15 protein-coding genes and 1 pseudogene are annotated in these 13529 nt (G+C 65.9%); 12 read left to right on the top strand and 4 right to left on the bottom strand.

Features of this window, described 5'->3' with window-relative positions; translation table 11 throughout:
* Positions 1–40 precede the first annotated feature (40 nt).
* The 12 genes and pseudogenes from QX121_RS04735 (at position 41) to QX121_RS04790 (ending at position 10080) form a co-directional block, all read left to right on the top strand.
* Positions 41–637: a chromate transporter gene (locus QX121_RS04735; RefSeq protein ID WP_315811304.1), complete on the top strand. Its 597-nt coding sequence runs from the start codon at positions 41–43 to the stop codon at positions 635–637.
* Positions 634–1167 carry a chromate transporter gene (locus QX121_RS04740; protein ID WP_315713367.1) on the top strand — a complete coding sequence of 178 codons (534 nt, stop codon included), beginning with the start codon at positions 634–636 and terminating at the stop codon, positions 1165–1167. The genes QX121_RS04735 and QX121_RS04740 overlap by 4 nt, the downstream gene beginning before the upstream one ends.
* A 97-nt stretch (positions 1168–1264) precedes the next feature.
* Positions 1265–2044 (top strand): tripartite tricarboxylate transporter TctB family protein, encoded by a 780-nt coding sequence (locus QX121_RS04745; protein WP_315736869.1) that lies wholly within the window; start codon positions 1265–1267, stop codon positions 2042–2044.
* 7 nt (positions 2045–2051) lie between these two features.
* A complete protein-coding gene (locus QX121_RS04750; RefSeq protein WP_315811305.1) occupies positions 2052–3566 on the top strand; it encodes a tripartite tricarboxylate transporter permease in 1515 nt (504 codons plus the stop codon).
* A 12-nt stretch (positions 3567–3578) separates the two neighbouring features.
* Positions 3579–3740: pseudogene (locus tag QX121_RS04755) on the top strand (tripartite tricarboxylate transporter substrate binding protein BugD); the annotation flags it as partial.
* Positions 3741–3920: 180 nt separating this feature from the next.
* The gene (locus tag QX121_RS04760) at positions 3921–4715 is read left to right on the top strand and encodes a thymidylate synthase (RefSeq protein ID WP_315811306.1); all 795 of its coding nucleotides are present in this window, start codon (positions 3921–3923) and stop codon (positions 4713–4715) included.
* A 3-nt stretch (positions 4716–4718) separates the two neighbouring features.
* Positions 4719–5204 carry a GNAT family N-acetyltransferase gene (locus QX121_RS04765; RefSeq protein ID WP_315736874.1) on the top strand — a complete coding sequence of 162 codons (486 nt, stop codon included), beginning with the start codon at positions 4719–4721 and terminating at the stop codon, positions 5202–5204.
* On the top strand, positions 5201–5713 hold the full coding sequence (locus QX121_RS04770; protein ID WP_315811307.1) for a dihydrofolate reductase: 513 nt from the start codon (positions 5201–5203) through the stop codon (positions 5711–5713). Before QX121_RS04765 ends, QX121_RS04770 begins: the two co-directional genes overlap by 4 nt.
* Before the next feature lie 248 nt (positions 5714–5961).
* Entirely contained in the window at positions 5962–7089 is a 1128-nt protein-coding gene (gene hflK / locus QX121_RS04775) for an FtsH protease activity modulator HflK (RefSeq protein WP_315736878.1), read from the top strand.
* Positions 7086–8024 carry a protease modulator HflC gene (gene hflC / locus QX121_RS04780; protein WP_315736879.1) on the top strand — a complete coding sequence of 313 codons (939 nt, stop codon included), beginning with the start codon at positions 7086–7088 and terminating at the stop codon, positions 8022–8024. Before hflK ends, hflC begins: the two co-directional genes overlap by 4 nt.
* A 120-nt stretch (positions 8025–8144) precedes the next feature.
* Positions 8145–8351, top strand: a complete 207-nt coding sequence (locus QX121_RS04785) for a DUF2065 domain-containing protein (protein WP_008960820.1) — start codon at positions 8145–8147, stop codon at positions 8349–8351.
* Positions 8352–8577: 226 nt separating this feature from the next.
* Positions 8578–10080 (top strand): Do family serine endopeptidase, encoded by a 1503-nt coding sequence (locus QX121_RS04790; RefSeq protein ID WP_315736881.1) that lies wholly within the window; start codon positions 8578–8580, stop codon positions 10078–10080.
* A gap of 912 nt (positions 10081–10992) precedes the next feature.
* Here the strand turns inward: QX121_RS04790 and arsH are convergent.
* The 4 genes from arsH to QX121_RS04810 form a co-directional block, all read right to left on the bottom strand.
* The gene (arsH, locus tag QX121_RS04795) at positions 10993–11694 is read right to left on the bottom strand and encodes an arsenical resistance protein ArsH (protein WP_315771725.1); all 702 of its coding nucleotides are present in this window, start codon (positions 11692–11694) and stop codon (positions 10993–10995) included.
* A gap of 78 nt (positions 11695–11772) precedes the next feature.
* Entirely contained in the window at positions 11773–12288 is a 516-nt protein-coding gene (locus QX121_RS04800) for a heme-binding protein (protein ID WP_315771700.1), read from the bottom strand.
* Entirely contained in the window at positions 12273–12509 is a 237-nt protein-coding gene (locus QX121_RS04805; RefSeq protein WP_315756369.1) for a thioredoxin family protein, read from the bottom strand. Before QX121_RS04805 ends, QX121_RS04800 begins: the two co-directional genes overlap by 16 nt.
* Before the next feature lie 16 nt (positions 12510–12525).
* Positions 12526–13521: a permease gene (locus QX121_RS04810; RefSeq protein WP_409998857.1), complete on the bottom strand. Its 996-nt coding sequence runs from the start codon at positions 13519–13521 to the stop codon at positions 12526–12528.
* Positions 13522–13529: the final 8 nt, after the last annotated feature.

A 13529-nucleotide genomic window follows, 5' to 3' on the forward strand; every position in this document is an offset into this window, starting at 1 on the left:
CGACCTTGGCAGGCTGGTTTTCGTCCTCCTACAGTGCGGCATGCCTTCCGAAGTTGCGCTGGTTGCCTCTCCCGCGGCCGACATCGCCAAACACCCGCCCAACCTTCGCACGCTCTTCTTCGCATTCGCGAAAATGTCGCTGTCGGGCTTCGGGGGCGTGCTGGTGTTCGCCAGGCGTGCAATCGTCGATGAGCATCGCTGGATGACGGCGGAGGAGTTCAACGCGACCTTCGCGCTCTGCCATTTCCTGCCCGGACCCAACATCGTGAATTTCTCCGTGGTGTTCGGCGCGCGGTTGCGCGGTGTCCCCGGCGCGCTCGCTGCCTTTGCCGGCCTGCTCGGGCCCCCGGTGCTGCTGATCACCTCTCTCGGCGCCATCTACGGTCATTTTGGACAAGCCGACACGTGGCGACGGGGGCTTGCTGGCGTGTCCTGCGTGGCCGTGGGCCTGCTGGCGTCGGTGGTGTTTCGCATGATCTCGCCGCTCCTGAAGAAGAGCGACCTGGCGGGCCTCGTCGTCGTGGCCGGCGTGTTCGTGGCGATCGGGTTGGCGCGCCTGCCACTTCAGGAGGTTCTGCTGGTGGCCGTTCCGCTCAGCCTTGCCGTCACCTATGCCAAGACGCGGTGGGCACGATGAGTGGGGACGACAATCCGTTGTTCCAGCTGTTCTGGACCTTTGCGTTGATCTCGCTGTTTGCGGTTGGCGGCGCAGTGGCGGCGATTCCCGAACTGCAACGTGTTGCAGTCGAGGCCCGGCACTGGATGACGGACAAACAGTTCGCCGATCTGTTCGCACTCTCGCAATTGTCGCCCGGGCCCAACGTTCTGATCGTCACCCTGATCGGCTATTCGGTTGCAGGCGTGGCAGGTGCGGCGGTCGCGACGATCGCGATGTGCGGTCCCACCGCCGTGCTCTCCTATTTTGTCAGCCGCTGGCTCTCGAATGCGCGGGATGCGCGCTGGCCCGCCATGCTGCAGGCGACGCTGGTGCCGCTGTCGATCGGCTTGATGGCCGCGAGCGCCTGGATTCTCGGTCAGGCTTCCGACCAGACGTGGCGGGCGTTCGCGCTGACGGTCCTTGCCGCAGTCGTTGCATCTATGACGCGACTCAATCCGCTCTGGCTGCTCGCCGCGGGCGGCTGTCTTGGTTTTGCTGGCCTTCTCTAGGGAAAGTCGCTAGGCAAAATAGAAGCGCGACCGGTTTGCTCCGGGCCGCCGAACGAAAACAGTGCCGGCCATCAAGGCCGATCAGGGAGGGCGAGGCATGGCCGAGACCACGGGCCAATTGTCGGGCGAAACGGCGGGCATGCCGGCTGCCCGCAGCGCGACCGGCGCATCGATCATTCTGGTCCTTGCCTTCGCGCCACAGATCATCGAACTGCTGATCGCCTTGGCTGGTCTCGTGGCGCCACTATCCGGACGCGGTCCGCTGCAGGTCATTGCGGCCCATGCGTCGGCCTTGTCAATGGCGATCCCGAGCCTGGCGCAGCAATATGCCGCAAGCGGCAAGACATCGCTGTCTTCCGATGTTCTGCTGGCTCTTATCTACACCTATCCGCTGATCGCGGTCGCGGTGTTCACATTCATGGCACGTCCACGCGCGCCGCAGGACTATTTCGGCGGCGTCGTGCTGATGGCGATCGCGCTGTTCGCGCTGTGGGCCTCCAGCGATCTGCAGGGCATGCGCGGCTTCTCGTTCGGTGCCGGAACTGCGCCGCGGATGTTCGGTCTGCTGCTGCTGGGGCTCGGAGCTGCCGTGGCCGTGATCGGCGTCGTGAGTGAAGGCGCGCAGCTTGCGACCTATCACTGGCGCGGACCGCTGTTCGTCTCGCTCGCGATCCTGACCTTCGCCGTCTCCATTCGCCCGCTCGGACTATTGGTCACGGGGCTTGCAAGCTTCCTGATCGCGGCGATCGGCAGCCCCGAGACGCGCTGGCGCGAGGCCCTGATCGTTGGCATCTGCCTGACCGGCGGCTGCGCGCTGCTGTTCCCCTACGTGCTGGGATTGCCGATGCCGCTGTTGCCGCGTTTCCTTTTGCAGTGAGGGCGTGATGGATCTGTTTGCAAATCTCGCCCACGGTTTCGCCGTCGCGTTGTCGCCGATCAATCTGCTGATGTGCCTGATCGGCGCGCTGGTCGGCACGCTGGTCGGCGTTCTCCCGGGCATCGGGACCATCGCCACCGTCGCGATGTTGCTGCCGATCACCTTCGGCCTGCCGCCGGTCGGCGCGCTGATCATGCTGGCCGGCATCTACTACGGCGCCCAGTATGGCGGCTCGACGACGTCGATCCTGGTCAACATTCCTGGCGAGGCGACGTCGGTGGTAACCGCGCTCGACGGCTTCCAGATGGCGAAGCAGGGCCGTGCCGGTCCGGCGCTGGCGATCGCCGCGATCGGCTCATTCTTTGCCGGCTGCGTTGCCACCGTGCTGATTGCGATCCTCGGCGCGCCGTTGACCAGGCTCGCGCTGGCGTTCGGCCCAGCCGAGTATTTCTCGCTGATGGTGCTGGGCCTGATCTTCGCAGTCGTGCTGGCGAAGGGCTCGGTGCTGAAGGCGATCGCGATGATCGTGCTCGGACTGCTGCTGTCGATGGTCGGCTCGGACATCGAGACCGGCGTCTCGCGCATGGCCTTCAATATTCCCGAGCTCGCCGACGGCCTGGGCTTTGCCACCGTCGCGATGGGCGTGTTCGGCTTTGCCGAGATCATCCGCAATCTCGATGCCGGCGCGGAGATGGACCGCGACCTCGTGCAGAAGAAGATCACCGGCCTGATGCCGACCCGAAAGGATCTGAAAGACTCCACGCCGGCGATCCTGCGCGGCACGGTGCTCGGCTCGATCCTCGGCATCCTGCCGGGCGGCGGTGCGGTGATCGCCTCGTTCGCGGCCTATACGCTGGAGAAGAAGCTCGCGCGAGATCCGTCGCGGTTCGGTCGCGGTGCGATCGAGGGCGTCGCGGCGCCGGAGAGCGCCAACAATGCGGCGGCCCAGACCTCCTTCATCCCACTGCTGACGCTCGGCATTCCGCCGAATGCGGTCATGGCGCTGATGGTCGGCGCGATGACCATCCACGGCATCGTGCCGGGCCCGCAGGTGATGCAGAAGCAGCCTGATCTGGTCTGGGGCATGATCGCCTCGATGTGGATCGGCAATCTCATGCTGATCATCATCAACCTGCCGTTGGTCGGCATCTGGGTGCGGCTCTTGCGCGTGCCGTACCGGCTGATGTTCCCGTCGATCGTGATCTTCTGCGCGATCGGGATCTACTCCGTCAACAACGCGCCGGTCGATGTCATCCTGGCGGGCGCGTTCGGCCTCGTCGGCTACTGGCTGATCAAGCATGATTTCGAGCCGGCGCCGCTGCTGCTCGGCATGGTGCTGGGGCCGCTGATGGAGGAGAACCTGCGCCGCGCGCTGTTGATCTCGCGCGGCGACTGGTCGGTGTTCCTGACGCGGCCGCTGTCCGCCGTGCTGCTCGCGATTGCCGCGGGGCTGCTGGTGCTGGCGGTGCTGCCGACGCTGCGCCGCAAGCGCGACGAGGTTTTCGTGGAAAGCGAAGGCTGACCTCGCGGGCCAGCCGCCGCTGCCCAGGCGCTCGACGACGAGGGCGTCCGCAAGCGCCTGCTTGAGTTCGATAGCGTCATTCCCGGTGCTGCGGACCGCACGCCGGAAGCGCTGGCGGCGCTGGTGAAGGCGGAAATCATCAAGTGGACCGCGGTGCTCAAGCCGGCGAGCTAGCGCGAGACGACCTTCGAGGCGGAAGGGGCAGGGCGAAACGGACGGTTCCGCCCTTGTCATTTGCGGCGGCGGCCGACAATTTTCAGGGTATAATTGGCGACCGGGCCGAGTCGAGGCTAGGGCCGGGCGATTCCTGCCGTTAAATTCGCCGCCTTCTGCGAAAGGCCGCCAGCGCGCACCATGCATCAGTATCACGATCTGCTCGAACGCATCCTGTCCGACGGTGCCGAGAAACACGACCGCACCGGCACCGGCACGCTGTCGGTGTTCGGCCACCAGATGCGCTTCAACCTTGCGGCCGGCTTTCCGCTGGTGACCACCAAGCGGCTGCCGCTGAAGGCGATCGTGCACGAGCTGCTGTGGTTCCTGAAGGGCGACACCAACATCAAATACCTGCACGACAACGGCGTCACCATCTGGGACGAGTGGGCCGATGCCAATGGCGATCTCGGCCCCGTTTACGGCTATCAGTGGCGCTCGTGGCCGACGCCGGACGGCGGCCATATCGACCAGATCGGAGGCGTGATCGACATGATCAGGCGCAATCCGGATTCGCGCCGGCTGATCGTGACCGCCTGGAACCCGGCCGATGTCGAGAAGATGGCGCTGCCGCCGTGTCATTGCCTGTTCCAGTTCTACGTCGTGAACGGCAAATTGTCGTGCCAGCTCTATCAGCGCTCGGCCGACGTGTTCCTCGGCGTGCCCTTCAACATCGCCTCCTACGCGCTGCTGACGATGATGGTGGCGCAGGTGACGGGATTGAAGCCCGGCGAATTCGTGCACTCCTTCGGCGACGTGCATCTCTATTCCAACCACATCGAGCAGGCGCGGCTGCAACTCACCCGCGCGCCCCGTCCGCTGCCGACCATGACGCTCAATCCGGACGTCAAGGACATCTTCGGCTTCCGCTACGAGGACTTCGCGCTCGCCGGCTACGATCCGCATCCGCATATCAAGGCCGAGGTCGCGGTCTGACGCATGCCACTGTCGATCCGCAGCGCCCGGCCTGACGACATCGGAAGCGTGTTCGCGCTGATCCGGGAGCTCGCCGACTACGAGAAGCTCTCGCACGAGGTTTCAGCCAGCGAGGCGGACATCGCCGCGGCGCTGTTCTGCGCGCATCCCACGCTGTTCTGCGACATCGCCGAGTGGAACGGCGAGGTCGCGGGCTTTGCGGTCTGGTTCGTCAATTTCTCCACCTTCGCCGGAAAGCCCGGCATCTATCTCGAGGACCTGTTCGTTCGCCCCGCGTTCCGCCGCAACGGCATCGGCCAGGCGCTGCTCGGCCATCTCGCTCGCACCTGTGTCGAGCGCAACTGGGCGCGGCTGCAATGGTCGGTGCTCGACTGGAACGCGCCGTCGATCACCTTCTACAAGTCGCTCGGTGCCGAGCTGATGGACGACTGGAAGCTCTGCAAGGTCATGGGCGAGGCGCTCGCTCAGCTCGCGGAGAGGGCGCCGTGATCGAGATCGTGCTGATCGTCGCAGTCGCCGACAACGGCATCATCGGCGCCGCCGGTGCGATCCCGTGGCGGCAGAAGAGCGACATGCAGCGCTTCAAGGCGATGACCATGGGCCGCCCGATCGTGATGGGCCGCAAGACCTTCATCTCGTTTCCGCGCCGGCCGCTGCCGGGCCGCACCAACATCGTCGTCACCCGCGATGCCGAGTTTCGCGCGCCGGGCGCGATCGTGACCCATACCGTCGATGAAGCGCTCGGCATCGCGCGTGGTGATGCGCTGCGGCGTTCAGCCGCGGAGATCGCGGTCGTCGGCGGCACCGAGCTCTTTGCTGCGACGATGCCGATCGCCGACCGGTTGGAGATCACCGAGGTGCATGCGAGCCCGCTTGGCGATACCGTGTTTCCGGCGATCGACCCGGCCCAATGGGAGGAGGTGGCGCGGGAGCGCCATGCCTCGGGGCCTGACGATCAGGCCGAATTCTCCTACGTCACCTATCGCCGGCGGCGGTGAGCGTTTGCCGGTGGGACCGGCGCGACGGCCGTTCAAGACCGTCCGTTAATGATGAAGTCGCGCTGTTTGGCCGCGTGGCGGATTTGAGGCCGCGGCAAACCGGCGCTTCCGGCCCTGTTTACATTGACAAAACCCGGTTCGGGCTTAGCTGGAGCGCTACGTTGTAAGGGGCGGGGCCGTCCCTTATAACCCGGCGACCGTCGGGGCCGGCGTTGGTGCACACTCAGCCTCTCGGAGGAGATCGATCGATGGCGTGGAAGAATCAGGGCGGAGGCCCGTGGGGTCAGGGTCCGAAGGGGCCCTGGGGCTCGGGACCGCAACCGGTCGGTCCAAGGCCGCCCGACCTGGAAGATCTTCTGCGGCGCGGCCAGGACCGGCTGCAGCAGTTCATCCCCGGTGGCGGCTTCGGCACCGCCGGCGTCCTGCTGATCGTGCTCGGCGCCATCATCATCTGGCTCGCCTCCGGCATCTACCGCGTGCAGTCCGAGGAGCTCGGCGTTGTGCTCCGCTTCGGCAAATATGTCCGCGATGAGCAGCCGGGCCTGCGCTATCACCTGCCTTATCCGATCGAGACCGTGCTGCTGCCCAAGGCGCTGCGCGTCAACTCGATCTCCATCGGCATCACCGCCAATGACGATCCCGGCCGGCGCGGCCGCGGCGGTCGCGATGTCCCCGAGGAAAGCCTGATGCTGACCGGCGACGAGAACATCGTCGACGTCGACGTCACCGTTCTCTGGCGCATCAAGCCGAAGGGCGCCGCCGACTTCCTGTTCAACATCCAGAACCCCGAGGGCACCGTGAAGGCGGTGGCCGAGAGCGCGATGCGCGAGGTGATCGGCCGGTCGAACATCCAGCCGATTCTCACCGGCGCCCGCACCGTGATCGAGCAGAACGTGCAGGAGTTGATGCAGAAGACGCTCGACAACTACGGCTCCGGCATCCAGATCACCCAGGTGCAGATGCAGAAGGTCGATCCGCCGGCCCAGGTGATCGAGGCGTTCCGCGACGTCCAGGCGGCGCGTGCCGACCTCGAGCGTCTCCAGAACGAAGCCCAGACCTACGCCAACAAGGTCGTGCCGGATGCGCGCGGTCGCGCCGCGCAGATCCTGCAGGTCGCCGAAGGCTACAAGGAGCAGGCGATCGCCGAGGCCAAGGGCCAGAGCGCGCGCTTCCTCAAGGTCTATGACGAGTACAAGAAGGCGCCCGACGTGACCCGCGAACGGATCTATCTCGAGACCATGGAGCGCGTGCTCGGCGGCTCGGAGAAGCTCGTGCTCGACAGCGGTGCCTCCGGCGGCCCCGTGCCGCTGCTGCCGCTCGGCGATCTCCTACCGCGCCGTACGGCGCCGGCGGCTCAGCAGGGAGGCGTCCGATGAGGTCCCCCGTTGCAGGCATCGTCGCGCTCGTCGCCGTGCTCGTGCTCGTCGTCATCGGCTACAGCTCGCTGTTCACCGTGCAGCAGACCGAGCAGGCGCTGGTCGTGCGGTTCGGCAAGCCGGTCGACGTCGTCACCGAGCCTGGCCTGAACTTCAAGGCGCCGTTCATCGACAACGTGATCTCGATCGACAAGCGCATCCTCGACCTCGAGAACCCCTCGCAGGAAGTGATCGCCTTCGACCAGAAGCGGCTCGTCGTCGACGCCTTCGCGCGCTACAAGATCAAGAACGCGCTGCAATTCTACCAGAGCGTCGGCTCGATCCAGACCGCCAACGTCCAGCTCGGCACGCTGCTCAACGCCTCGTTGCGCCGCGTGCTCGGCGAGGTCACCTTCACGCAAGTCGTGCGCGACGAGCGCGAGGGCCTGATGCGCAAGATCCGCGATCAGCTCGACAAGGAGGCCGACGCCTACGGCATCCAGGTGGTGGACGTCCGCATCCGCCGCGCCGACCTGCCGGAGGCCAACAGCCAGGCCGTGTACAACCGAATGAAGACCGAGCGGCAGCGCGAGGCCGAGGAGTTCCGGGCGTTCGGCGGCCAGAAGGCCCAGGAGATCAGGTCGAAGGCCGATCGCGAGGCCACCGTGATCGTCGCCGAGGCCAACTCGCAGGCGGAGCAGACCCGCGGCGCCGGCGATGCCGAACGCAACCGGCTGTTCGCCGAGGCCTACAGCAAGGACCGCGACTTCTTCGCCTTCTATCGCTCGATGACGGCGTATGAGAACGGCCTGAAATCCGGCGACACCCGCTTCCTGCTGCGGCCCGATTCGGAGTTCTTCCGCTACTTCGCCAACCCCTCGGGGAAGCCGGCGGCGGAGACCTCGTCCACCGCCGGCTCGACCGCGGCCGTCGCGGTGCCGGCGCCCAAGCCCTGATGGCACCTGCCTGATGCCCAGGGCGGTTGATCCGGGCGAATAGGAGTTGACATGGACGGGGCGAAGCCGTTGCTTCGCCCCGTTACATATCAAGAAGGTCGAACGGGAGGTCCGGGTCCGATGAGGTCCATTGCGTTTTCCGATTTCCTCATCGGATTAGGTATCCTGTTCGTGCTCGAAGGCCTGATGTTCGCGGCCAGTCCGGAGTGGATGCGGCGGGCCATGAAGACTGCGATGACCACGCCCGACAACGTGCTGCGCGCGGTTGGCATCGGCTCCGCGGTGGCCGGTTTGGTCCTGATCTGGGTGATCCGGCGACCGATCTGAGCGGCGGATTGTTGTGCGTTTGCGCGTTCGCCGAACGAGGGGCGGCCGCGGCAAACGACGGTCCGCCGGCCGGCCAACGCCATTGTGAGGCGATGGCTGCGCCATTTTGCCGTATTAGGTCGCCCTCAATGATGAATCTGCGGTCCGATCCGGCGTGCTTGCGTCCCCCGCCGGTTCCGGCGCACTGTAACGGTTGAATTTGCCGACTTTTCTGGAGATCCGCCCGATGACCGCAACCCTTGCTTTCAGCCGTCGACTGCGCCCGATCCTGACCGCGGCGGTTCTTGCCGCGGGGTGGGCGCTCGCGCCGGCCCCGGCCTCGGCGCGGGGGCCGGAGGGGATCGCCGATGTCGCCGAAAAGGTGATCGACGCCGTCGTCAACATCTCGACCTCGCAGACTGTCGAGCCCAAGGGCGGCTCGTCCGAGGGGCGGAACGCCAATCCGCAGGTGCCGCCGGGCTCGCCGTTCGAGGAATTCTTCGACGACTTCTTCAAGAACCGCCGCGGCGGTCCGGGCGGTCGCGGCGGCGCCGACAACTCGCCACGCCGCACCAACTCGCTGGGCTCCGGTTTCATCGTCGACGATTCCGGCGTCGTCGTCACCAACAACCACGTCATTGCCGACGCCGATGAGATCAACGTGATCCTCAACGACGGCACCAAGATCAAGGCCGAGCTGGTCGGCGTCGACAAGAAGACCGACCTTGCGGTGCTCAAGTTCAAGCCGCCGCGGCCGCTGACCGTCGTCAAGTTCGGCGACTCCGACAAGCTGCGGCTGGGCGATTGGGTGGTCGCAATCGGCAACCCGTTCAGCCTCGGTGGCACCGTCACCGCCGGCATCGTCTCGGCCAAGAACCGCGACATCTCGTCGGGACCCTATGACAGCTACATCCAGACCGACGCCGCCATCAACCGCGGCAATTCCGGCGGCCCGCTGTTCAACCTCGAGGGCGAGGTCATCGGCGTCAACACGCTGATCATCTCGCCGTCGGGCGGCTCGATCGGCATTGGCTTCGCGGTGCCGTCGAAGACCGTGGCCGGCGTCGTCGACCAACTGCGCCAGTTCGGCGAGCTGCGCCGCGGCTGGCTCGGCGTGCGCATCCAGGGCGTCACCGACGAGATCGCGGAGAGCCTCAACATCAAGCCGGCGCGCGGCGCGCTGGTCGCCGGCGTCGACGACAAGGGACCGGCCAAGCCGGCTGGCATCGAGCCGGGCGACGTCGTCGTCAAGTTCGACGGCCATGACATCAAGGAGCCGAAGGACCTGTCGCGCATCGTCGCCGACACCGCCGTCGGCAAGGAGGTCGACGTCATCGTCATCCGCAAGGGCCAGGAGCAGACGCTCAAGGTCAAGCTCGGTCGGCTCGAGGATACCGAGAAGGTGCAGCAGGCGGCGATCAAGAAGGACGAGCCGGCCGAGAAGCCGGTGACCCAGAAGGCGCTCGGGCTCGATCTCGCCGCGTTGTCGAAGGACCTGCGCGCCCGCTACAAGATCAAGGACAGTGTCAAGGGCGTCGTCGTCACCGGCGTCGACCAGGCCTCCGATGCCGCCGAGAAGCGGCTGTCGGCCGGCGACGTCATCGTCGAGGTCGCCCAGGAGGCGGTGACCTCGGGCGTCGACATCAAGAAGCGCGTCGACCAGCTCAAGAAGGACGGCAAGAAGTCGGTGCTGCTGCTCGTCTCCAACGCCGACGGCGAGCTGCGCTTTGTGGCGTTGAGCCTGCAATAGGGTAGGAGTCCACGCCTCCACATCGCGGGGCACGGTGCGTAGGGTGGGCAAAGGCGCACCGTGACCTACGCTTGGTACGACGCTCTCTCGCGCGCCGTGCCCACCATGTGGCTCTGCGTTCGCGGCACGACGGTGGGCACGCTGCCGCCCTGCGGACGGCTGCTTTGCCCACCCTACGGCAGCTCCACACTCCGCTGTCGTCCCGGCCTTGAGCCGGGACCCATAGCCCCAGGGAGCAGTTTGGGCCGGGCTGATCATTGGCCGTTTGCTCGTCACGACGGCCGCGGCGTATGGGTCCCGGATCGGCGCCCCGACGCGCTGGCGCGCGCCGTGGCTTGTCCGGGACGACGACGGTTCGCAAGGCGAATTCACGGCTCAAACAGCAATCGACATAGCTTTGCAGTCTCGCGGCGCCATCGCGCCCGAGGTCTGCAATCAGTTCGTCCCTCGCGACAATGCAGAGGGCGCAGGGAATGCCGGGTGAAGGCCTCACCCATGGCCCGCCTGCTGAAAAAATGCAGGCGGCAGGTACCACAGGCAAAGCCGATTCAACCGGCATTCCCTGCGCGGCGGTCTTCACGCTTATACGCAGTCTCCCTGGTGCGCCGGGCTTGTTGGCCACCATTGCCCATGCAATGCGAAGCATTGTCACGAGCGTGACACCAGCATCGGGGTGTCAGGACGCTGCGACTTCACGTCCGCGAGCGATCGTTCGTCCGCACTCTCATTGAAGAGAATGCTGCGATCTCTCGCGGCCACCGCTCCCCGCCTCGCGTGTCGTGACGATCGCGCGCTACGCCCCTCCGCAGTGAGGCGGGATGGCGCTAGACAATCATGAATTCTGTAAAATAGCAAGATATTTATTTTTTCCAGAATTAAACGGGCGGCAGCCGCTCCACGGCAGGCGCCGGCTCACAGCGACCGCTGGTTGACCCGCTTCGACAGCTCCTCGGCACTTTCCTTGCGCTCGGAATAGCGGTCGACCAGATAGTCCGCCCGGTCGCGCGTCAGCAGTGTGAACTTGACGAGCTCTTCCATGACGTCAACGACGCGATCGTAGTAGGACGACGGCTTCATGCGATCGGTGTCGTCGAACTCCGCGAACGCCTTCGGCACCGATGACTGGTTCGGGATGGTGATCAGCCGCATCCAGCGGCCGAGCACCCGAAGCTGATTGACCGCGTTGAACGACTGCGAGCCGCCACTGACCTGCATCACGGCCAATGTCTTGCCCTGCGTCGGCCTGACGGCCCCGAGCGACAGCGGGATCCAGTCGATCTGCGTCTTCATCACGCCGGTCATCGCGCCGTGCCGCTCCGGCGAGCACCACACCATGCCTTCGCACCAGGTCACGAGGTCGCGCAGCTCGCGGACCTTCGGATGATCCGGCTCGGCGTCGTCGACCAGCGGCAAGCCGTGCGGATCGAAAGTCCGTGTCTCCGCGCCGAAGCGCACGAGAATGCGCGCCGCTTCCTCGGTCAGCAGCCGGCTGAACGAGCGTTGCCGGAGCGATCCGTAGAGCAGCAGGATTCGCGGAGGGTGGGAGGAGAGCGCAGGCTCCAGCAGCTTCGCGCGGTCGATGGCACGGAATGAGGTTTCGTCCAATTGAGGCATCGTGTCAGACAACGCGGTATCCTCCGGCAAAATGATCGGCGTTGGCCGTCCTCGTTCGAGATCCGCCGGTACAAGCGCTCAGAACGCGATGTCCGCAGCGACGGCTTCGATGCCGGCGTTCGCGCAGATGTCGTCTTTGTCGCCTCCGGGCGCGCCGGATACGCCGATCGCTCCGACCTGCTGGCCAGCGGCCTCTATTGGCATGCCGCCGCCGACCATGACAACGCCGGGAACGTTGACGATGGCCCGTTCCGGAGCATCCGGTCGTGCCAGGCGGGCTGCGAGCGTGCTCGTCGCCTCGCGCCAGCTCGCGGCCGTCCGCGCCTTGCCCGTCGCGGCCTCTAGCGTATGCCAGCCGGCGAAACGGTCGCGCAGGGTGACCAGCGCGAGCCCCGACGGATCGCTCACGGTCACGGCAGTCTGCCAGCCGCGTTTGCGGCACTCCGCGAGCGCCGCCTGTGCCGCCTTGAGCGCCGTGTCCGGCGCGATGATCCGGCGCGTCCACGTGGGTTCGTCGGCGCGCGCCACGACAGCCGGGCCGAGCAGGAGGACCACTGCGAGCAGCGGACGCAACACCATCACGCCGACAGCCATTTCGCCATGTCTTCTGGCTTCGGCAGGCCGCCCGCATGGACGACCTTGCCGTCGATCACCACGCCCGGCGTCGAGGCGATGCCGAACCGGGCGATGTCGGCGAAGTCCGTGATCTTTTCCAGCTCGATCTCGATGCCGAGCTTGCTTGCTTCCGAGGAGGCCATTGCTGCGGTCTGAACACAGCGCTTGCAGCCGGAGCCGAGAATTTTGACGTTCTTCATGGGGCTTGTCCTTTCATCAGAACAGGGCGTTGAAGAGATAGCCGACGGCGACGATGCCGGCGGCGACCACGCCCGCGAAGACAGCGATCAGCCGGAGCGTCAGCACCTTGCGCAGAATGAGCATCTCGGGAAACGAAAGCGCGATGACGCTCATCATGAAGGCGAGCACCGTTCCGAGCGCCGCGCCCTTGCCGAGCAGCGCCTCGACGACGGGAATGATGCCCGCAGCGTTGGCGTACATCGGCACGCCGATCAGCACCACGGCCGGCACGGACCACCATTGGTCCTTGCCCATGATCGAGGCGAGCAGCTCGTTCGGGACATAGCCGTGAATGAATGCGCCCGCCGCAATGCCGATGATGATCCAGGCCCAGACGCGGCCGACGATGTCGCGCACCGCGTCGATCCCGGCCCGGATCCGATCGGCGACGGTCTGTGAATCGGGCTGCAGCTCCGCCTGTCCTGCGCGCACGTCGCGAACCCACTGCTCGAGCCAGCCTTCGAGATGCAGTCGTCCGATGATCCATCCCGCCACGATCGCGACCGCCAGACCGAAGGCCAGATAGATCGCGGCGATCCTCCAGCCGACCAGCGCGAACAGCAGGCCGAGCGCGACCTCGTTCACCATTGGCGCCGCAATCAGGAACGAGAAGGTCACGCCGAGTGGGACGCTCGCCGAGACGAAGCCGACGAAGAGCGGCACCGCCGAGCACGAGCAGAAGGGAGTGAATACGCCGAGGATCGCAGCCGCGACGTTGCCGAGGCCCTCGCGCTTGCCGGCGAGCAATGCGCGGGTTCGCTCGGCTGAAAAGAAGCTGCGCACGACGCCCATGCCGAATACGACCAGCGTCATCAGCATCAGCACCTTGGGCGCGTCGAACACGAAGAAGCGCGTGGCTTGTTCCAGATGGCTGCCGCGGGGCACCGGCAGCAACGACACCAGCCATGCCGAGAGCGCCTCAAGCTGCCAGTAGATCGCAAACCACATCGCGACGGCAGTTGCCGTCGCCATGATCCAGA

Origin of the sequence: Bradyrhizobium sp. SZCCHNR2028 (assembly GCF_032380995.1) — a bacterium.
Taxonomy (GTDB): domain Bacteria; phylum Pseudomonadota; class Alphaproteobacteria; order Rhizobiales; family Xanthobacteraceae; genus Bradyrhizobium.

Bases quoted from the DNA above. Each gene is read 5' to 3' on its own strand.
- QX121_RS04735 (WP_315811304.1), top strand. From the start codon at position 41: ATGCCTTCCGAAGTTGCGCTGGTTGCCTCTCCCGCGGCCGACATCGCC.
- QX121_RS04740 (WP_315713367.1), top strand. From the start codon at position 634: ATGAGTGGGGACGACAATCCGTTGTTCCAGCTGTTCTGGACCTTTGCG.
- QX121_RS04745 (WP_315736869.1), top strand. From the start codon at position 1,265: ATGGCCGAGACCACGGGCCAATTGTCGGGCGAAACGGCGGGCATGCCG.
- QX121_RS04750 (WP_315811305.1), top strand. From the start codon at position 2,052: ATGGATCTGTTTGCAAATCTCGCCCACGGTTTCGCCGTCGCGTTGTCG.
- QX121_RS04760 (WP_315811306.1), top strand. From the start codon at position 3,921: ATGCATCAGTATCACGATCTGCTCGAACGCATCCTGTCCGACGGTGCC.
- QX121_RS04765 (WP_315736874.1), top strand. From the start codon at position 4,719: ATGCCACTGTCGATCCGCAGCGCCCGGCCTGACGACATCGGAAGCGTG.
- hflK (WP_315736878.1), top strand. From the start codon at position 5,962: ATGGCGTGGAAGAATCAGGGCGGAGGCCCGTGGGGTCAGGGTCCGAAG.
- hflC (WP_315736879.1), top strand. From the start codon at position 7,086: ATGAGGTCCCCCGTTGCAGGCATCGTCGCGCTCGTCGCCGTGCTCGTG.
- QX121_RS04785 (WP_008960820.1), top strand. From the start codon at position 8,145: ATGAGGTCCATTGCGTTTTCCGATTTCCTCATCGGATTAGGTATCCTG.
- QX121_RS04790 (WP_315736881.1), top strand. From the start codon at position 8,578: ATGACCGCAACCCTTGCTTTCAGCCGTCGACTGCGCCCGATCCTGACC.
- arsH (WP_315771725.1), bottom strand. From the start codon at position 11,694: ATGCCTCAATTGGACGAAACCTCATTCCGTGCCATCGACCGCGCGAAG.
- QX121_RS04800 (WP_315771700.1), bottom strand. From the start codon at position 12,288: ATGGCTGTCGGCGTGATGGTGTTGCGTCCGCTGCTCGCAGTGGTCCTC.
- QX121_RS04805 (WP_315756369.1), bottom strand. From the start codon at position 12,509: ATGAAGAACGTCAAAATTCTCGGCTCCGGCTGCAAGCGCTGTGTTCAG.
- QX121_RS04810 (WP_409998857.1), bottom strand. From the start codon at position 13,521: ATGGCGACGGCAACTGCCGTCGCGATGTGGTTTGCGATCTACTGGCAG.